At 68.5% G+C, this 18626-nt stretch carries 17 protein-coding genes; 10 read left to right on the top strand and 7 right to left on the bottom strand.

Annotation, left to right across the window (positions count from 1 at the left end):
- Positions 1 to 11: 11 nt before the first annotated feature.
- Positions 12 to 1445, top strand: coding sequence for a Na+/H+ antiporter NhaC family protein (locus E0H75_RS33180; RefSeq protein WP_131517677.1), 1434 nt, complete (start codon positions 12 to 14; stop codon positions 1443 to 1445).
- Complete coding sequence (locus tag E0H75_RS33175; RefSeq protein WP_131517676.1) at positions 1442 to 2995, top strand: N-acyl-D-amino-acid deacylase family protein; 1554 nt, start codon at positions 1442 to 1444, stop codon at positions 2993 to 2995. The genes E0H75_RS33180 and E0H75_RS33175 overlap by 4 nt, the downstream gene beginning before the upstream one ends.
- Here the strand turns inward: E0H75_RS33175 and E0H75_RS33170 are convergent.
- Complete coding sequence (locus E0H75_RS33170; RefSeq protein WP_131517675.1) at positions 2982 to 3245, bottom strand: hypothetical protein; 264 nt, start codon at positions 3243 to 3245, stop codon at positions 2982 to 2984. The genes E0H75_RS33175 and E0H75_RS33170 overlap by 14 nt on opposite strands.
- Before the next feature lie 24 nt (positions 3246 to 3269).
- Here E0H75_RS33170 and dapF point away from each other — a divergent pair, with 24 nt between their 5' ends.
- Both dapF and hflX read left to right on the top strand, forming a co-directional pair.
- Positions 3270 to 4112, top strand: coding sequence for a diaminopimelate epimerase (dapF, locus tag E0H75_RS33165; RefSeq protein ID WP_131517674.1), 843 nt, complete (start codon positions 3270 to 3272; stop codon positions 4110 to 4112).
- An 84-nt stretch (positions 4113 to 4196) separates the two neighbouring features.
- Positions 4197 to 5687: a GTPase HflX gene (gene hflX, locus E0H75_RS33160; protein ID WP_131517673.1), complete on the top strand. Its 1491-nt coding sequence runs from the start codon at positions 4197 to 4199 to the stop codon at positions 5685 to 5687.
- A gap of 60 nt (positions 5688 to 5747) precedes the next feature.
- On the opposite strand, the gene E0H75_RS33155 is transcribed toward hflX, so the two are convergent.
- Complete coding sequence (locus E0H75_RS33155) at positions 5748 to 6773, bottom strand: hypothetical protein (protein ID WP_337589523.1); 1026 nt, start codon at positions 6771 to 6773, stop codon at positions 5748 to 5750.
- A gap of 119 nt (positions 6774 to 6892) precedes the next feature.
- Positions 6893 to 7366, bottom strand: a complete 474-nt coding sequence (locus tag E0H75_RS44360; protein ID WP_238163411.1) for an immune inhibitor A — start codon at positions 7364 to 7366, stop codon at positions 6893 to 6895.
- Between the two features lie 234 nt (positions 7367 to 7600).
- Here E0H75_RS44360 and macS point away from each other — a divergent pair, with 234 nt between their 5' ends.
- The 5 genes from macS to ligD all read left to right on the top strand — a co-directional run bounded on the left by macS (position 7601) and on the right by ligD (position 14764).
- Complete coding sequence (gene macS / locus E0H75_RS33150; RefSeq protein ID WP_131517672.1) at positions 7601 to 8722, top strand: MacS family sensor histidine kinase; 1122 nt, start codon at positions 7601 to 7603, stop codon at positions 8720 to 8722.
- Positions 8719 to 9354, top strand: coding sequence for a response regulator (locus E0H75_RS33145; RefSeq protein ID WP_131517671.1), 636 nt, complete (start codon positions 8719 to 8721; stop codon positions 9352 to 9354). Before macS ends, E0H75_RS33145 begins: the two co-directional genes overlap by 4 nt.
- A gap of 73 nt (positions 9355 to 9427) precedes the next feature.
- The gene (secD, locus tag E0H75_RS33140; protein WP_131517670.1) at positions 9428 to 11728 is read left to right on the top strand and encodes a protein translocase subunit SecD; all 2301 of its coding nucleotides are present in this window, start codon (positions 9428 to 9430) and stop codon (positions 11726 to 11728) included.
- Positions 11729 to 11792: 64 nt separating this feature from the next.
- Positions 11793 to 13790, top strand: coding sequence for an ATP-dependent DNA helicase (locus E0H75_RS33135; protein ID WP_131517669.1), 1998 nt, complete (start codon positions 11793 to 11795; stop codon positions 13788 to 13790).
- Complete coding sequence (gene ligD / locus E0H75_RS33130) at positions 13787 to 14764, top strand: non-homologous end-joining DNA ligase (protein ID WP_131517668.1); 978 nt, start codon at positions 13787 to 13789, stop codon at positions 14762 to 14764. Before E0H75_RS33135 ends, ligD begins: the two co-directional genes overlap by 4 nt.
- 190 nt (positions 14765 to 14954) lie before the next feature.
- On the opposite strand, the gene E0H75_RS33125 is transcribed toward ligD, so the two are convergent.
- The gene (locus E0H75_RS33125) at positions 14955 to 15464 is read right to left on the bottom strand and encodes a glutathione peroxidase (RefSeq protein WP_131517667.1); all 510 of its coding nucleotides are present in this window, start codon (positions 15462 to 15464) and stop codon (positions 14955 to 14957) included.
- A 48-nt stretch (positions 15465 to 15512) separates the two neighbouring features.
- Positions 15513 to 16289 (bottom strand): transcriptional repressor LexA, encoded by a 777-nt coding sequence (gene lexA / locus E0H75_RS33120; RefSeq protein ID WP_131517666.1) that lies wholly within the window; start codon positions 16287 to 16289, stop codon positions 15513 to 15515.
- A gap of 356 nt (positions 16290 to 16645) precedes the next feature.
- Here lexA and E0H75_RS33115 point away from each other — a divergent pair, with 356 nt between their 5' ends.
- On the top strand, positions 16646 to 17182 hold the full coding sequence (locus tag E0H75_RS33115; protein ID WP_131517665.1) for a LysM peptidoglycan-binding domain-containing protein: 537 nt from the start codon (positions 16646 to 16648) through the stop codon (positions 17180 to 17182).
- A 7-nt stretch (positions 17183 to 17189) separates the two neighbouring features.
- Here E0H75_RS33115 and ubiG read toward each other — a convergent pair whose 3' ends face one another.
- Positions 17190 to 17966: a bifunctional 2-polyprenyl-6-hydroxyphenol methylase/3-demethylubiquinol 3-O-methyltransferase UbiG gene (gene ubiG, locus E0H75_RS33110; RefSeq protein ID WP_131517664.1), complete on the bottom strand. Its 777-nt coding sequence runs from the start codon at positions 17964 to 17966 to the stop codon at positions 17190 to 17192.
- 9 nt (positions 17967 to 17975) lie between these two features.
- Complete coding sequence (locus tag E0H75_RS33105) at positions 17976 to 18545, bottom strand: GNAT family N-acetyltransferase (RefSeq protein WP_238163410.1); 570 nt, start codon at positions 18543 to 18545, stop codon at positions 17976 to 17978.
- Positions 18546 to 18626: the final 81 nt, after the last annotated feature.

The raw sequence follows: 18626 nt of genomic DNA, 5'->3' as shown, positions 1-18626 counted from the left end.
CAGGACTCTTGATGAGCCAGGACCAGAAGAGCACGACCACGTCCGCGAACGCCTACCAGGTCGAAGTCGCGCCCGGGCGCCGTCGGCTGGTGAACGCGCTGGCCGCGGCCGGGCTGGTCGTCTCGATCGTCGCCGGCCTGCTCACCGACGGCCCGACGCTGTGGGGCCTGCTGCCGATCGTGCTGTACGCCGTCCTGTGCCTGCTCGGCATGGACATCGTCGTCGGCACCGTTGTCGCGGTGCTGTCCGGCGTACTGATCGCGGGACTGAGCCCGATCGAGACCGGCACGTTGCTGGGCAAGTCGCTGGCCGACTCGGTCACCGCGATCGGCCTGATCATCGTGCTCGGCGCCGGTGTCGGCGAGGTCCTCAGAGTCACCGGCGTGGCCACGACGATCGTGTCCGGCGTGATGCGGGTGGCCGGCAACCGCAGCAAGGTCGCGGTCGTGCTCGGCGTGATGATCGCGTGCCTGATCCTCGTCGCCAGTCTCGGCACGCTGGCCGGTGCGCTGGCCATCGCGGCGCCGATCGTGCTGCCGATCACCGCGCGGCTGGGCTACACCCGCGCCGCGACCGCGTCGATGATCTTCATCGGCGGCTGCGCCGGCCTCACGATCGCGCCCTTCGCCGGTTCGAACGTGGCGATCATGACCGCGGCCGACGTCAACTACCTGACCTACCTCGGGTACGGCGCCGGCCCGCTGGCCCTGCTCTCGCTGGTGGTCGGGCCGTTCGTGGTGGCCTACATTCAGCGCCGGACCGCGCGCACCGGCGACGAATACGACCTGGCGGAACTCGTCTCGGACGACAGTGCGACGACCGCTCGGGCGCCACGCGCCGCGACTGCCACCTTCCTCGTCGTCCTGCTCGGCAGCGTCGTCTACGCGACGGTGACCGAGGCCGGCACCAACTTCCCGCTGCTCGCGCTGCCGGTGCTGGGCATCGTCACGGGGTTGGCCGGACGGCTGTCCGCGAAGGACATCGCCGAGCACATGTACCGCGGTGGAGCGAAGCTGATCAGCATCCTGCTCCTGTTCTGGTTGCTGGCGGCCCTCTTCGCGCTGATCGACCAGCTCGCTCCGTTCAAGGTCATCCTCGACCAGCTCGGCCCGGAGCTCGCGACGGTGTCCGGCTTCGGGGTGGCGATCGCGATCGCCCTGCTCGGTTGGGTCGGCGTACCGGGTGCGACCGCTGCCCAGGTCGTCCTGCTGGACAAGGTGTTCGGGACGCTTGCGGCGAGCGCCGGGGTCGGACCGGGCGCCTGGGTCGTGGTGCTGCTGTTCGCGTCGAAGGCTGACACGTACGGTCCGTTCCCGAACGCGAACATGGTCGGAGCGATGGGCCTGGCTCGATCGTCCGACCTGAAGAGCATGCTGATCACCGGGTGGATGATGCTGGTGCCCGCCTGCGTGATGTACGCCGTGATATTGCTGGTGACAACATGATCGCGATCACGGGTGGCCTCGTCCTGGACGGCAGCGGTGCGGATGCCGTAGCTGCAACGGTACTGATCGACGGCGGGCGGATCGCCGACGTACTGCCGCCTGACTCCGCACCGGCCGACGCCGAGGTGATCGATGCCGCGGGCAACATCGTGGCACCGGGGTTCATCGACCTGCACTCGCACGCGGACTTCAGCGTGCGCACGTCGCCGGACGCGACCACGCAGCTGCATCAGGGCGTCACCACGCTGGTCACCGGGAACTGCGGCTGGTCGCCGTTCCCGATCACCGACCTGGAGTCCATGAAGGCCGGTACGGCGTTCCTCGACCCGCAGCACGACTGGTCGTGGCGGGACACGAGCGAGTTCGCCGCACCCTTGGAACCCGCCGTGAACCTCGCGCTGCAGGTCGGGCACTCGTCGCTGCGGATCGCCGCCATGGGCAGCGCCGAGCGGGCGCCGTCACCGGACGAACTGCGGACGATGCAGGACCTGCTGCGCAAGGCTGCGGACCAAGGTGCTGTCGGCTTCTCGACCGGGTTGATCTACGCACCGGGCGCGTACGCCGAGTCGTCCGAGGTGGCTGCCCTGGTGGCGACCGCGGCCGAGTGCGGACTGCTCTACTCGACGCACATCCGCAACGAAGGCGCAGACCTGTTGAAGGCGCTGGACGAGGCGATCGCCGCTGCGAGGGCCGCCGGGGCGAGGCTCGAGGTCTCCCACCTGAAGGCAGTGGGCAAGGCCAACTACGGCCTCGTCACCGCCGCACTCGAGCTCCTCGACCAAGAGCGCGCAGACGGAGTCGACGTGGCTTGGGACGTCTACCCCTACACAGCCTCCAGCACGACGCTCACGGCCCGGCTACCCACGTGGGCGATGGACGGCGGCCCGCATGCCCTCCTGGCCAGGCTCGCCGACCGGACCGAACGCGAGCGCATCGCGGAGGCCATCCGGACCCGCGACCTGCTCGATGGGAACGCCGTCGTCATCGCCTCGCTGCCACCTGGCCGATACGAGGACTGCCGGGGTCTCAGCCTGGCCGAGATCGCCCGCCGCGACGAGGTGGACGCGGCCGAAGCCGCCCTGCGCGTGCTCGAACACCACCGCGCCGCCGTCGGCGTGGTCAACCACGCGGTGAACGAGGACGACGTCGTCACCGTGCTGCAGCACCCCTGCACGAGCGTTGCGAGCGACGGCTGGATCCTCGATGCCACCGGCTCCGGCCACCCGCATCCCCGCAACTTCGGCACGTTCCCCCGCGTCCTCGGCCGCTACGCCCGCGACCTCGGCGTCCTCACGTTGCCCGAGGCAATCCGGCGGATGACGTCGCTCCCGGCCTCCCGCTTGGGTTTCGACGACCGCGGTGTGGTCAGAGCCGGTGCCGTCGCGGACCTCGTCGTACTCGATCCGGCTCAGGTCGCCGATCGGTCGACGTACGACGATCCGTGGCAACTGTCGGTCGGCATCGAGCACATGCTCGTCGCGGGCCGACCGGTGCTGACGGACGGCGTACCGACCGACGTGCGGCCGGGCCGGGTGCTCACGCTTTCTTGAAACGCTTGGGCGCTGTGGGCAGTGGGGGAGGTGCGGTGGGCTCGTCCTCGGCCGCGGTCTCGAGCCACCCGTCGTACTCCGCCACGACCTCGTCCACCTCGGCCTTGTCCACCTCGTGCAGTACGACGAGCCACGGGTGGTCCTCGTCGTCGTCCTCGCCGTGGAAGCGCCCGCGCCGGACCTGGCCGTCCAGCCGTTCGGCGGCCGCTTCGGCGTCCTCCTGCTCCCAGAAGTAGGCGATCAGCTCCATGAGGGACACCGTACGATCTTCGGTATGAGCACGTTTGCCTGGCTGAAGGGGCATGGCACGGAGAACGACTTCGTGATCCTGCCCGACCCCGACGGTTCGGTCCATGGAGACCTGGACGCGGAGTTGGTGCGCTTCCTCTGCGACCGGCACGCCGGTCTCGGGGCGGACGGCGTACTGCGGGTGATCGAGGGCGGCAAGCAGTCGTACGTCGAGGACGGCGGCGACTGGTTCATGGACTACCGCAACTCCGACGGCTCGATCGCGGAGATGTGCGGGAACGGCGTACGGGTGTTCGCTCGGTATCTCGCCGAGGCTGGATTGACCGGGGACAAGCCGGTCCGGGTCGGGACCCGCGCCGGGGTCAAGGAAGTCGTGCAGAACGACGACGGCACCCTGACCGTGGACATGGGCGAGCCCGTGCTGCCCGGTCCGGCGGGCATCGTCGTGGAGGCGAACGGCCACCAGTGGCCCGCTGTCCACGTGGACATGGGCAACCCGCACGCCGTGGCTTTCGTCGACGACCTGCGCGAGCCGGGCAACCTGTGCGACCAGCCGACCTGGTCGCCTCAGGAAGCGTTCCCCGCCGGCGTCAACCTGGAGTTCGTCGTACGGCGTGGTCCACGGGACGTCGAGATGCGGGTGCACGAACGCGGAGCGGGCGAGACGCGGTCCTGCGGGACGGGCACTTGTGCTGTCGCGGTGGCGGCCGCACGGGCGGCCCGGGAGGAGTTGCCGGTCACGTACCGCGTCGGCGTCCCGGGTGGTGAGGTCACCGTGACGTGGCGTGCGGACAACCACCTGGAGCTGACCGGACCGGCCGTTCTGCACGCTCGCGGGGAGTTCGATCGGGCCTGGCTGCCTGCCTGACGGGGAATTCAGGTACCGCGTGGGGCGTTGACTACCGTTAATCGGGTCGCTTGTACTGGTGGCCCGTGCCACGATGGAAGGTATATGACGACCCATTCGCATTCATACGACGACACCACCGATGTCGAACTCGACCTGATCCAGGGCGATGACTCAGGCGACTCGTTGACGGGTCAGGACGACTTCGAACAAGAACTGAGCACCGAGGGCCTTGAGCTCGAGGAGCGCCAGGCGCTACGCCGTGTAGTCGGCATGTCGACCGAGCTGACCGACATCAGCGAGGTCGAGTACCGCAAGCTGCTGCTGGAGCGGGTGCTGCTGGTCGGAGTCTGGACCGAGGGCAGCGCCGAGGACGCGGAGAACTCGCTGGCCGAGCTGAAGCTGCTCGCCGAGACCGCCGGTTCCGAGGTACTGGACGGCGTGATCCAGCGGCGGAAGAAGCCGGACCCGGCGACCTTCATCGGTTCCGGCAAGGTGGCCGACCTGCGCAACCTGGTCGCGTCGCTCGGCGCGGACACGGTGATCGCGGACGGCGAGCTGGCGCCCGCGCAGCTGCGCAACCTGGAGGACAAGCTCAAGGTCAAGGTGGTCGACCGGACCGCGCTGATCCTGGACATCTTCGCGCAGCACGCGAAGAGCAAGGAAGGCAAGGCCCAGGTCGAGCTCGCCCAGCTGCAGTACATGAAGCAGCGCCTGCGTGGTTGGGGTGGCAACCTGTCCCGGCAGGCCGGTGGACGCGTCGGTGCGGCCGGTGGCGGTATCGGTGGCCGTGGTCCCGGTGAGACCAAGATCGAGACCGACCGGCGCCGGATCAACACCAAGATCTCCAAGCTGCGGCGTGAGCTGAAGGGCATGAAGGGCACGCGGTCGACGATGCGCCAGGAGCGCCGCCGGCACTCGATCCCGTCGGTCGCGATCGCGGGCTACACCAACGCCGGCAAGTCCTCGCTGCTGAACAAGATCACCGGTGCCGGTGTCCTGGTCGAGAACGCCCTGTTCGCGACCCTGGACCCGACCACCCGGCGTACGACGACGTCCGACGGGCGCGTGTACACGTTCACCGACACGGTCGGGTTCGTCCGGCACCTGCCGCACGACATCGTCGAGGCGTTCCGGTCCACGCTGGAGGAGGTCGCGGACGCGGACCTGCTGCTGCACGTCGTCGACGGATCGCACGCCGACCCGTTCGCGCAGATCCAGGCGGTCCGCGAGGTGCTGAGTGAGATCGGCGCCGCGGACGTCCCGGAGATCATCGTCATCAACAAGGCCGACCTGGCCGACCCGATGGCGCTGGCCCCGATCCTGCACCGCGAGCCGCGGGCGATCGTCGTGTCGGCCCGCACCGGCGAGGGCATCGACAAGCTGAAGGCGCTGGTCGAGGCGTCGCTGCCGCAGCCGGACGTGGCGCTCGACCTGCTGCTCCCGTACGAGCGTGGCGACCTGGTCTCCCGGATCCACTCCGAGGGCTCGGTCGACCAGTTGGAGCACACCGCGGACGGCACTCGCGTCACCGCCCGGGTTCACCCGGATCTGGCCGGCGACCTGACGCCGTACCAGGTGGCAACGGCTCAGTAAGGCCACAGAGGACGGCCCCGGGAGGAATCCTCCCGGGGCCGTCCTCTTGTGCTCAGCAGGTCAGCTGCGCTTCGACACCTGGACCTTCATGGTCGTCCCGCTGCGGGACACGACCTTGATGTTGACCCCGTTGTTCGGGACCTTCACGCTGCTCGTCGGCAGGTCCGCCGACCAGTACTGCTTGCTGTCGTTGAACGTCGGTACGGCGTCCTGACCGCGGACGTAGCTCGCCTGCCCGTTGATGTGCAGGGTGAACGAGTCCGCCTTCTCCAGACCGAACGGCGCGTCGTACGCGCTGACCCGCGGCCGCCAGACCTGACCGTCGATCCGGTTGATCGGGGTCGGGTGCGAGTCGACCGGCAGGATCAGTCCGCCGCCGGGGTGGGTGTTGGTGTTGTTGTCGTTGAACGAGGTGTCCCAGTACCAGACCAGCAGACCGTCCTGGTACGGGAAGTGCTCGACCTTGTCCGGCAGGGTGTTCAGCCAGCCGAAGTTGTACGGACCGGTCTTCAGGTACTGATCCTGGGCGACGTAGTTGATGTGCGACGCCAGGTAGTAGTTGTCGTGCATGCTGGTGAAGCTGGCTCCCTGGGCGCTGAAGCCGTTCAGCGTCCAGCCGTCCGGCGAGGTCTCCGCGCCCGACGTCAGCACCGTGGTGGTCCCGGACGTCACGGTGATCTCGTCGGCGAAGAAGCCCTTGCCGCCGGTGTTCGGGTCGGTGGTGTAGCGGAACTGCAGGCCGACCGTCTTGCCCGCGTAGGCGGACAGGTCGAAGGTCGCCGGCTGCCAGCCGTTGCTCTTGCCGTCGATGCCGTTGCCCTCGGCCGCGTTCGCGATGCTGCCGGGGATCGGCTTGTAGCCGGTGCCGTCGTTCACCTCGACGTAGGCGTAGTCACACGCCGTCGTACCGCAGTCCTCGATGTCCCAGTTGGCCTGGAACGTGAGGCTGGCCGCTGCTCCGGCCGGGAGCGTGACCTGGCGGTTCATCGTGTGGGTGAAGTTGTCGCCGGAGCCGCTCCACCACGACTTGGTCCCGGCCGCCGGTGGCACGAGTTCGTTGACGCGCGCCTTCTTCGGCAGCGTCACCACCAACCCCTGGGCCTTCTTCGAGTTGTACTCGTGCGGGCCGAGTTCGACGGTCCGCTTCTGGCCGGAGTTGACGATCTCGTAGTCCAGCCAGCCCAGCTGCAGCTTGTCCCACGCGTTCAGGTCGGCCGGTGCAGCGGTCCCTCGAACGTCGCCGGGCCGGGGATGCTCGGGGCCTGGTCCTTGTCCGGGTAGCTCGGGTGCCGCTCGTTGCCGAACTCGGCCAGGATCACGAAGATCCGGTCGGTCTTCTCCCGGCTCAGCTCGACGTACTGGTCGACCTTCTGCTTGGCCTTGGGACCGGTCTGGCCCTTGGCCGCGGCCGACTTGGTGCCGACCTTCACGACCGTGCTGGCGCCGCGTTTCTCAGCCTTGGCGGTGCCGTTCAGGACCTTGGTCAGTGCTTCCTGGCGCAGTTCGCGACGCTGGTCCTCGAGCGGGCTCGACAGCTCGTCGGACGTCTGGACCGGCTCACTGGCGCTCGTGGCTCCGGGAGCCCCTGAGGGCGGGGCGGCGGCGCCGGACGAGGCCATACTCAGTCCGAACGTCGCCGCAAGGGCCAGGCTGAACAACCCGGCGGGTAGCTTGCGCACGATTCCCCTCCATGCTTGGTCGCTGCCGCCGCGCCACCAGTGCATGGTGACGCGGCGTGATCGAAGCTCCCCCGAGCGTGTTTGCGCGAGAGTACGGCGAAAACCGGCAGAGCTGAAGTGGATGGCGGAGAATCCGGGAAACCTGCGGGGATCCTGCGCCATGAGTAGAGCTACCTGACCAGTCCGGTACGACGCCTCAGCCGCGGCGGGCCGGTCGATTGGCAGACTGTCCCGGTGAACTCCGACCCCGTCGACCTCCTGCAGCCGTTGTGGCGTGCCCTGGTCGCCTTCCGCGTGATCGCCTTCGGGTCCGCGTGCTTCGGCGTCTGGACCCGGTGGGACGGGATCGTCCGGCCGTCCGGGGCGGTGCTGCAGCTGGCCGTCATGGGTGCCTGGACCGTCGTCTCCTCGATCGGCTACAGCCGTCGCTGGGGACGCCGCAACACCCGGCTGGCGTTCGTCGACCTGGTCATCACGGTCGGTTGCATGTACGCGACCCTGCTCGCGCAGCCGCTACTGGACATCCGCGCGGGCGCCTCCGTGCTGACCTCGGTGTGGGCGGCCGGACCGGTGCTCGCGCTGGCCATCGCCCGCGGGCGGGACGGCGGTCTGCTCGGCGCCGTGATCGTGAGCTTGGCGCTGCTGTCGCTACGCGGTGTCGACCACATGCCGAAGATTCTCGGCAATGTGCAACTGCTCCTGGTCGCCGGTCTGGTCGTCGGGTACGCCGCCTCGACCATGAGGCAGGCGGGAGCGCGTCTGCGCGAGGCGATCGCTACGGAGAGCGCGACCGCCGAGCGGCTCCGGCTCAGCCGGTCCATCCACGACGGCGTACTGCAGGTGCTCGCCCAGGTACAGCGTCGTGGTACGGCGATCGGTGGTGAGGCGCTGGAGCTGGCAGAGCTGGCTGCCGAGCAGGAAGTTGCCCTGCGCACCCTGATGTCGTCCCGTCCGACCCTCGGCGAGGGCGGCAGCGTCGATCTGTGCGGGCTGTTGTTGCCGCTGGCCACCACCCGGGTGGACGTCGTCGTACCTGCCGCGCCGGTCCTGTTGCCGGCCGCAACCGCCGCCGAACTGGTGGCCGCGGTCAACGAAGCGCTGAGCAACGTGGACAAGCACGCCGGACCGGATGCCCGGTCCTGGTTGGTGGTCGAGGACCTTGGCGAGGAGGTGGTCGTGTCGATCCGCGACGACGGGATCGGTACGACGCCTGCCCGGCTGGAGCAGGCCCGCGTCGACGGGCACCTGGGCGTCAGCCAGTCGATCCGCGGCCGGATCGCCGATCTGGGTGGCACAGTCATGGTCCGGACCGCCCCGGGCGAGGGAACCGAGTGGGAACTGAAGGTGGCTACATGACACGCGTGATGATCGTCGACGACCATCCGATGTGGCGCGAGGGCGTGGCGCGGGACCTGGGCAGCCGCGGGTACGACGTGTGCGCGACGGCCTCGGACGTGTCGGGTGCGGTGAAGATCGCGCTGGCTACCCGGCCGGACGTCGTGGTGATGGATTTGCAGCTCGGCGACGGGTCCGGCGTTGACGCGACCCGTGAGATCACGGCAGCGCTGCCGGACACCCGGGTGCTGGTGCTGTCGGCCAGCGCCGAGCAGAGCGACGTACTGGACGCCGTGAAGAACGGAGCCTCCGGCTATCTGGTGAAGTCGGCGTCATTGGACGAGTTCGACGACGCAGTACGGCGTACTGCGGAAGGCGATGCGGTGTTCAGCGCCGGACTGGCCGGACTGTTGCTGGGGGAGTACCGACGCCTCGGTGCGGGGCCGGAGGTGCCGCATCTGACCGAGCGGGAGACAGAGGTGCTCCGTCTGGTTGCCCGCGGCCTGACTGCTCGCCAGATCGCGACCAGGCTCGTCCTGTCGCACCGGACGGTGGAGAATCACGTGCAGAACACACTGCGGAAGCTGCAGCTGCACAACCGGGCCGAGCTGGTCCGCTACGCGATCGAACACGGGATCGACGCACCGGAATAGTTCGGAGCCGAATGGACTTTTGCGGCCGCTCCGTACACTGAGCGCTCCTCGCCGAGAGCCTCCGGAGGCTGTTGTGAACCGGTCGTCCCTCGTCCGCGCGCTGCTGGCGTTCTTCGTGCTGGCAGCCTCGACGTACGTCGTGCTGACGGCCAAGCCGCAGCTCGGCCTGGACCTGCGCGGCGGAACGCAGATCGTGCTGGAGGCGAAGGATTCGCCGACGGTCAAGGCGGACAAGAACACCACCGACAAGGCCACCCAGGTGCTGCACCGGCGGATCGACGCGCTCGGCGTCAGCGAGCCGAACGTGACGCGCCAGGGCGAGAACCGGATCATCGTCGAGCTGCCCGGCGTCCAGGATCCGCGCGAGGCCGCGCAGGTGATCGGCAAGACCGCACAGCTCACCTTCCACGAGGTGCTCGACCAGGTCGCGACGAAGCCGGCCAAACCGGCCGCCGGAGAGGTCTATCTGCCCAGCGACACCGGGCAGGGGTTCCTCCGGCTGGCCAAGCCCGCGATGACGGGCGAGATGGTCAGCGGCGCCGAGGGCCGGCTCGACCCGCAGCAGGCCGCCATGGGCTGGTTCGTCGAGATGAACTTCAAGGGCGACGGTGGCAAGACCTGGGCCGCGATCACCGGCCAGGCCGCCTGCCAGCCGCTGAACACGCCGCAGCGGCTGATCGCGATCGTGCTCGACAACGAGATCATCAGTGCGCCGCAGGTGGACCCGAACGGCGGCAGCCAGCTGTGCAACGTCGGCATCGGCGGCGGCAGCACGACGATCTCGGGCTCGTTCAACGAGGAGCAGGCGAAGGACCTGGCCGCGCTGATTTCCGGCGGGGCGCTGCCGGTGCCGGTCGAGGTCATCGACCAGCGCACGGTCGGCCCGTCGCTCGGACAGGACGCGATCCAGGCGAGCGCGCTGGCCGCCGTCATCGGTCTGGCACTCACCGCGCTGTTCATCGTGATGGTCTACCGCCTGGTCGGCCTGATGGCGGTCTTCGGCCTGATCGGGTACGCCGGGATGTCGTACGCGGCCCTGACCGCGCTCGGGGCGACGCTCACGTTGCCCGGATTGGCCGGTTTCGTGCTGGCCATCGGTATGGCGGTCGATGCGAACGTGCTGGTGTTCGAACGGGCGCGTGAGGACTACATCGCGGGGCGGACGGACGGGCTGCGACGGTCGCTGCGGAGTGGGTTCCAGAACGCGCTGTCCGCGATCGCCGACTCGAACATCACCACCTTGCTGGCTGCTGGGCTGTTGTTCTTCCTGGCTGCCGGGCCGGTCCGCGGGTTCGGTGTCACGCTGAGCATCGGTGTGGTGGCCTCGATGTTGTCCGCACTGGTCGTGACTCGCGTGCTGGCGGAGTTCGCGGTGTCGCGGGGGTTTGTGGTGCGGCACCCGCGGATCAGTGGGATCGCGGGGCACGGGCGGGTCCGGACCTGGCTGGAGGCGCGGCGTCCGTCGTTGATGAAGCACAGCCGTCGCTGGCTGCTGATCACGGCTGTCGCCATCATCGTGAGTCTCGCGGGGGTCGCCGTACGCGGGCTGAATCTCGGCATCGAGTTCACCGGTGGACGGCTGCTCGAGGTGAGCACGGCGCAGCGCATCACGCCGGACCAGGCGCGGGCCGCGGTCGCCGACGCGGGGTACCCGAACGCGGTGGTGCAGGCGTCCGGCGCCGACGACATCACCGTGCGGACCGGCACGATCAGCGACGACGAGGCGGAGAAGATCCGCGAGTCGATCGCCGAGATCGGTGGCGGTACGGAACTGGTGCGCAACGAGAGCATCGGGCCTTCGCTGGGTGAGGAACTGCGGAACAAGGGCCTGATCGCCCTCGGGATCGCGCTGCTAGCGCAGTTGATCTATCTCGCCGCGCGGTTCCGATGGACGTTCGGTGCCGGCGCGGTGCTGGCGTTGCTGCAGAACGTCGCGGTCGTGGTCGGCGTGTTCGCGTGGACCGGCAAACCGGTCGACGGGATCTTCCTGGCCGCGATCCTCACGATCATCGGCTACACGGTGAACGACTCGGTGGTCGTCTTCGACCGCATCCGCGAGACCCGCAACGCCCGCTCCACCGAGAACCTCGGCCCGGTCATCGACACCGCCATCGTCAATGTCCTGCCCCGGACCATCAACACCGGTATCTCCACCCTCTTCATCCTCAGCGCCCTCCTCTTCCTGGGCGGCGACTCCCTGGCCGACTTCGCCCTCGCCCTGCTCCTGGGCATCCTCGTCGGCACCTACTCCTCCAACCTCACCGCAGCCCCCTTACTGCTGGAGCTGGAACGCCGCTACCCAGCCCCACCCCCACGCCCCAAACGCCCCCAAGTAGACCGAGACACCCAACCCGACCGAGGCGCCGTCGTTTAGCCGTCCAGCGTTATCCACACCCGCGCCCTCCGAACAGAAATCTGTCCGTCGGGCGGGCTAGGGTGTGGCGGTGGGTGTTGATGTGCGGGAACTGCTCGAGGCTGCTGTGTCGGGGATCAACGGGCAGACCAGGCCCGGTCAGGTGGAGATGGCGCAGGCCGTCGACACCTCGATGCACGACGGTTCACATCTCCTGGTGCAAGCCGGCACCGGCACCGGCAAGTCGCTCGGCTACCTCGTCCCAGCGCTCCTGCACGCGATCGAGGACCGCCGCGTCGTCGTGTCCACCGCGACCCTCGCGCTCCAGTCACAGCTCGTCGACCGCGACGTCCCCGCGCTCCTGGACGCGACCGAGAAGCTCCTCCCGCGCAGACCGTCGTACGCGATCCAGAAGGGCCGCAACAACTACGCCTGCCTGCACCGGATCCGCGAGGGTGCGCCGGACGACGACGGGATGCTCATCGACGTCCCGCCGCCCGGCCAGATCGGTCAGCAGGTGCTCGAGCTGCGCGACTGGGCGGAGCAGCAACTGCTCGACGGCAAGGCCGGCGACCGCGACCACGCACCCTCACACCAGTACCAAGCCTGGCAGCAGGTCGCCATCGCCGCTCGCGAGTGCCTCGGCGCGCAGAAATGCCCGTACGGCGAGGAATGCTTCGCGGAGAAGGCCAAGGACCAGGCCCGCAAGGCCGACATCGTGATCACGAACCACGCCCTGCTCTCGATCGACGCGTTCGAGAACCGCACCGTGCTGCCCGAGCACGACGTCATCATCGTCGACGAGGCGCACGAGCTGCCCGCCCGCGTCACCGGCGCGGCCGGCGACGAGCTCTCCCCGCAGATGGTCGAGCGCGCCGCGAAACGATCCCGCCGCTTCGTCGACGACGACAAGGCCGACGACCTGATCGACGCCTCCGACGCCCTCCGCGCCGCTCTCGACAGCACCCGCGAAGGCCGCATCGAGCCGTCGAACGCCGCGGTGCTGGAGGCCGCCGCCCTGGTCCGCGACGCCGCCCGCTCGCTGTACTCCGACCTGAACAAGAAGTCCGACGACAAGGACGACGACCCCGACGGCGCGAAGCGGCAGTCGAAGGGCGCGGTCAAGGAGATCTTCGACGTCTCCGAGCGCGTCGCGGCGCTCAGCGACGCCGACGTGGTCTGGATGACCGACCGAGACCGCTTCGGCCGCGAGCTCCGGATCGCGCCGCTCACCGTCGCCGGCCTGCTCCGCGAGCTCGTGCTCAAGGACCGGACCGCCGTACTCACCTCCGCGACCCTCACCCTCGGCGGCGACTTCGACGCGATCGCCCGCCAGGTCGGCCTGCGCCCGGCGGACAAACTCGATGACGACGACGAGATGCCGGAGCTCGGCGAGAGCTCCGAGACCGGCCCGCTGCCCTGGCGCGGCCTCGACGTCGGCTCCCCGTTCGAGTACGAGAAGCAGGCGATCCTGTACGTCGCCAAGCACCTGCCGCCACCGCATCGCGACGGACTGGGGCAGAAGCAGTTCGACGAGATCATCGACCTGATCACGGCCGCCGGTGGCCGGACCCTCGGCCTGTTCTCGTCGCGCCGCGCGGCCGAGGCGGCGACGGCCGCGGTCCGCGAGGCGACCGACCTGAAGGTGCTCTGCCAGGGAGACGCGCAACTGGGCGAGTTGGCCCGCGAGTTCGTCGACGACCCGGAGACGTCCCTGTTCGGCACGCTGTCCCTGTGGCAGGGCATCGACGTACCAGGCTCGACCTGCAACCTGGTGATCATCGACCGCGTCCCGTTCCCGCGCCCGGACGAGCCACTGATGGCGGCCCGCCAGCGCGCCGTCGACGAGGCGGGCGGCAACGGCTTCATGGCCGTCGCCGCGACCCATGCCGCACTGCTGCTCGCGCAGGGGACCGGCCGGCTGATCCGCCGCAGCAGTGACCGTGGCGTGGTCGCGATCCTGGACCCCCGCATCATCACCCAGCGGTACGGCGCGTATCTGCGCGCCTCCTTGCCTCCGATGTGGCCGACCGCCGATCGTGAGAAAGTGCTCGGCGCCTTGAAGCGGTTGCAGTCGACATGAGTCCCGCGACCAGTCCTCCGGTGCTGCCGATGATGGCCTCCCTGGGGGAGATGCCATCCGGCGCGGGCTGGTCGTACGAACTGAAATGGGACGGCATCCGCGTGATCGCGGAGGTGGACGACGGCGTCTGCCGGCTGTGGTCGCGCAACAGCCGCGATGTCTCGGCCGGCTATCCCGAGCTGATCGGTCTCGCCGACGCCCCGGGCCTGCGACTCCCCGCCGTACTCGATGGTGAGATCGTCACCCTGGACGAGAACGGCGCACCGTCGTTCGGCCTGCTGCAACGGCGGATGCACGTGCGGGACCCGCGCCAGCTGCGGCACTTGATCACCCAGGTGCCGGTCTCGGTCCGGCTGTTCGACGTCCTCCGCTTCGACGGCAAGTGGTTGCTGGAGGCAACGTACGACGACCGCCGCGGGCTGCTGGACTCGCTCGACATCGGCGACCCGTTCTGGGAGACGCCGCCGGCGTTCGACGACGGGGGAGCGGCGCTGGACGTGGCGATGTCGACCGGGCTCGAAGGCGTGGTGGCGAAGCGCCGGAAGTCGCGCTACCTGTCCGGCCGGCGCAGTTCGGACTGGATCAAGATCAAGCCGGTGCTGACCCGCGACGTCATCCTCTGCGGCTGGCACCCGGGCGAAGGCAATCGCGAGGGCAAGATCGGGTCGTTCTACTGCGGTGCGTACTCCGAGCCGGGTGGTGACCTGGTCCTGATCGGGAAGGTCGGCTCGGGCCTCGACTTCGCCACGCTCGACATGTTCAGCGCGGAGCTGGCCGGCCTCGAGATCGGCGCTCCGCCGTTCGACCCCTCGACGATCCCGACCCACGACCGCCGCATCGCGCACTGGCTGGACCCAGTCCTGGTCGCGGAGGTGACCTACTCCGGGTGGGCTGCGGACTCCCGCCTGCGTCATCCGGTCTGGCGCGGTCTGCGGCTGGACATCAACGCCGACGCGGTTCTCGTCGACCGCTGAATTGCGCCGGGCCGGTCGCTGCCGACACTGTCCGGAATTCGGAGAGATTTGCGTTGCGCTGAGACGGTCGATGTTCAGGTGTCTCATTCCGCAACGACATTTCGGCAACGGCGGAAGGAACTTCAGTGCTCTTCACGTCAACGACCGTTGCCTGCGGCGACGATTCCCCCCGGGAACCGCGCCGGATGGTTCAGTCGTTCGATTCCCGGGACGGTGCGGGAATCGCCAGTGCCGCCTCGATCTTGTCGGCGAGTTTCTCCGGTGCGTGGGTCGGGGCGTAGCGGGCGATCACGCCGCCGTCACGGCCGATCAGGAACTTGGTGAAGTTCCACTTGATCCGCCCGCCGAGCAGGCCTCCCTGCTCACGCTTGAGCCAGTTGAACAGCGGAAGCGTCTTGGACCCGTTCACATCGATCTTGGCGAACATGGGGAACGTGACGTGATAGATCGTCGAGCAGAAGTTCGCGATCTCGGTCTCGTCACCAGGCTCCTGGTGGCCGAACTGGTCGCAGGGGAAACCCAGTACCGAGAAGCCTTGTCTACGGTAAGCCTTGTAGAGCTTCTGCAACCCCGTGTACTGCGGAGTCTGGGCACACTGCGACGCCGTGTTCACCACCAGGAGCACCTGGTCGCGGAATTCGGCAAGAGACTGTTCATTGCCTTCGATCCGGCGCGCGCTGAAGTCATAGACAGTCGTCATGGTTCAATGCTGACACGACACGCCCGACTTCGCTCGCCGTCTGAGATGTCAGACACGGCGCAGAACTGTTACGACCTTTCCGAGAATGATGGCATCTTTGCCGTCGATCGGCTCGAAGGCCGGGTTGTGTGGTAGCAGCAGGATCTCGGTCTTGGTCTTCTTGAACGTCTTGACCGTCGCCTCGCCGTCGATCATCGCGGCCACGATGTCGCCGTTCTCGGCGTTCGGCTGCTGCCGGACCACGACCCAGTCGCCGTCGCAGATCGCCGCGTCGATCATCGACTCACCTTTGACCCGCAGCATGAACAGCGTGCCCTCGCCGACCATTGCCTTCGGCAACGGGAAGATCTCCTCGATCTCCTGCTCGGCCAGGATCGGGCCACCGGCTGCGATCCGCCCGACGACCGGCACGTACGCCGCGTCCGGGTGCGCGTCGCCGGCTCCGGTCTCGTCGTACGACGTCTGCCGCACCGAGCCGAGCGCCGACCTGCGGGCGGCGGCGTCGACCTCGCCGGGGTAGCGGACCTCGATGGCCCGCGGGCGGTTCGGGTCGCGGCGGAGCAGGCCCTTCTGCTCCAGCACACGGAGCTGGTGCGACACCGACGACGAGCTGGTCAGACCGACCCGCTCACCGATCTCGCGCATCGACGGCGGGTATCCACGGCTGTCGACCGAGTCGCGGATGACGTCCAGAACGCGACGCTGGCGCGGCGTCAGGCCGGTGGCGTCGGCGGGGCCGTCCGGCAGCTCGGTCACGGTCCGGTCCGCGACCTCGTCCGCACCGCTGCGCTCGCCCTTACTGGAACCGCTCGGCGTCCTGGCCATCGGTCGTTGCTCCTCGGGTCGGGCCGCCGCTCGCGCACCGGCCAAGCTTGCTCGACTGACATGACCGTAGACCGAATCCTGAGATTCTTCAAACATCTGTTCGAAGGCGTGTCGGTTCGTACGTTTGTTCGTGTGTCGGGTTATAAGGCGCTGGCAGGGCAGGGAATTTCCCGGGCGTGTCGTGGTTGGAAGTGGTTGCGCGACGGGTGCCTGTCGGTTAATCATTCGTACAGGCGTTCGATCGAACAGGTGTTCGGGCCGGTCGAACAGGCCGCTTCTCAGAAACTGTCGGAGGCGGCCGGTAGACAGGAGATCGACACCGCAGGACGTGGACTGACCGAGGTCTGGAGGATCCGATGAGCACAGCGGCTCTCGCGGCCGGCGCACTGGCAGGACGCCAGGCGCCCGAGGTTGCGCCGTCTCCGAACAGCGTGCCCCGCCGCCGCCCGAGGATCGCCGGTACGACGACGGAGCCACTGCCGGTCCGTGCCTGCTCCGGCGAGGTGCTCGGCCGGCACACGACCGAGCAGACCCGCGTTCGGCAGCATGCAGACTCCGCCCGCGTCCGGCGGACCGCGGAGGCCGAGGCGCCGGCGCTGCGGCTGACCCGGCGCGGCCGGATGCTGATGACGGCTCTGTCCGTGCTGGTCTTCGGCTCGGCGATCGTCGTGCTCGGCCTGCGGATCAGCGGCGTACTCGAGCCCGGTCCTGACTTCACCCACACGGTGCCGGTCCAGGTGGCGCCCGGCCAGACGTTGTGGTCGATCGCCCAGGACACCAACCCGGCGGAGGACCCGGCGACTGTCGTCGAGAAGATCGCCGACCTCAACAAGCTGTCCGGCCCGGCAGACCTGGTCCCCGGTCAGACTCTCCAGGTCCCGATCGCCCGCTGACCGGTGATCAGTCGTTCTTGATGGCGTAGCCCATGTAGGAGACGCCAGTGGTCTTCACCTCGCCGACGTCCATGCGTTCGCTGAGCCGGCCGAAGGTGATGCGCCCGCGGCGGGCTTGCAGGTAGCTCCGCAGTACGACGAGTTTGTTCGCGCGAGGTCCGAGGCCGGTGAGCTCGCCCAGGCGCAGCCCGTGCCGGCGCAGGGTCTCTTCGAGTTCCGTCGGCTTGATGAACATGTTCCACGAGTGCACGTCGGTGTCGATGACCTTCGTCGGCCGCCAGTCCTGAACCACCTTGATCACCAAGACTTTCGAGGCGAGCGTCCGGTTGATCGTGTCGAAGAAGTAGATCCCGCCAGGTTTCAGCACACGCGCGGTCTCCCCGATCACCCGCTCCAGGTCAGACACATGCTCGAGTACGTCGCAGCAATACGCGAGCTCAACGCTCTCGGTGTCGAAGGGCAGCCGCTCGCCGGATGCGACCGCATAGCCGACGGTGAGACTCGACGAAGCAGCGTGTTCCCGAGCGGTCCTGACCGAGACCTCCGACGGATCGACGCCCGCGACCCGGCACCCGAGTTCGGCGAACTGCTCGGCCATGAACCCGCCCCCGCACCCGATATCGACGGCGCGCAGACCGGCCGGGTCGAGTCCACGGCGAGCGAGTACGCCACGGAAGTAGGCGAACCGGCCGGGCGTGAAGCTCCCGTTCAGCATGTTCAGCGGATTGGCCTCGTCCCACCACCCGCCGCCGATCCGGTCGTAGATCTGGTTGTCGATCCCCACCGCAACCTCCTAGGAGGTCGTCGCGCGCCAGTCCTCCTCGAGGAGAGCGTAGACGTACTCGTTCGCCCATTCGCCCTTGAAGAGCAGGGCGTGGATGTGGTGTGCCTCGCGCCGCATCCCGAGGCGCTCCAGCAACTGCGCGGACGCCGTGTTGCGGTCGTCCAGGATCGCGACGATCCGGTGCAGCCCGAGGTCCTCGAAACCCAATCGTAGGACCTCGCGTGCAGCCTCCGCGGCCAGGCCCTTGCCCTGGTAGTCGGTGTGCAGCGCGAACCCGATCTCACCCTGCCGATCCGTCTCGCTGGCCCACTTCAGCAGGACTTCGCCGATCACTGTCCCCGTCTCGCGGAGCTCGATCGCGAGCACCAGCCACTGACCCGGTTCGGTCAGCTCGCCCTGCGACAGCTTGGTCTCGAGCGCGACCCGCGTCTGCTCCCGGTCCCGCACCGGCCACGGCGTGTACCGCACCACCTCGGGCCGCGAGTGGAACGCGTACAGATCGTCCAGGTCGTCCATCCGGTGCGGCCGCAGGTCGAGTCGCTCGGTGCGCAACGGATAGTCCGGGTGCAGTCCAGGCACGATGCCGTCCTCGGGTAGGCTGTCTAATGTCGTTAGACAGCAATTTAACCGCCCGGGACCCGACCCGACAACGAGGTTTTC

The organism is Kribbella capetownensis (genome assembly GCF_004331485.1).
Taxonomy (GTDB): Bacteria; Actinomycetota; Actinomycetes; order Propionibacteriales; family Kribbellaceae; genus Kribbella; species Kribbella capetownensis.
Note: the sequence above shows the minus strand (reverse complement) of the source record. Positions and strands in the feature narration are given on the sequence as shown.

Bases quoted from the DNA above. Each gene is read 5' to 3' on its own strand.
- E0H75_RS33180 (WP_131517677.1), top strand. From the start codon at position 12: ATGAGCCAGGACCAGAAGAGCACGACCACGTCCGCGAACGCCTACCAG.
- E0H75_RS33175 (WP_131517676.1), top strand. From the start codon at position 1,442: ATGATCGCGATCACGGGTGGCCTCGTCCTGGACGGCAGCGGTGCGGAT.
- E0H75_RS33170 (WP_131517675.1), bottom strand. From the start codon at position 3,245: ATGGAGCTGATCGCCTACTTCTGGGAGCAGGAGGACGCCGAAGCGGCC.
- dapF (WP_131517674.1), top strand. From the start codon at position 3,270: ATGAGCACGTTTGCCTGGCTGAAGGGGCATGGCACGGAGAACGACTTC.
- hflX (WP_131517673.1), top strand. From the start codon at position 4,197: ATGACGACCCATTCGCATTCATACGACGACACCACCGATGTCGAACTC.
- E0H75_RS33145 (WP_131517671.1), top strand. From the start codon at position 8,719: ATGACACGCGTGATGATCGTCGACGACCATCCGATGTGGCGCGAGGGC.
- ligD (WP_131517668.1), top strand. From the start codon at position 13,787: ATGAGTCCCGCGACCAGTCCTCCGGTGCTGCCGATGATGGCCTCCCTG.
- E0H75_RS33125 (WP_131517667.1), bottom strand. From the start codon at position 15,464: ATGACGACTGTCTATGACTTCAGCGCGCGCCGGATCGAAGGCAATGAA.
- lexA (WP_131517666.1), bottom strand. From the start codon at position 16,289: ATGGCCAGGACGCCGAGCGGTTCCAGTAAGGGCGAGCGCAGCGGTGCG.
- E0H75_RS33115 (WP_131517665.1), top strand. From the start codon at position 16,646: ATGAGCACAGCGGCTCTCGCGGCCGGCGCACTGGCAGGACGCCAGGCG.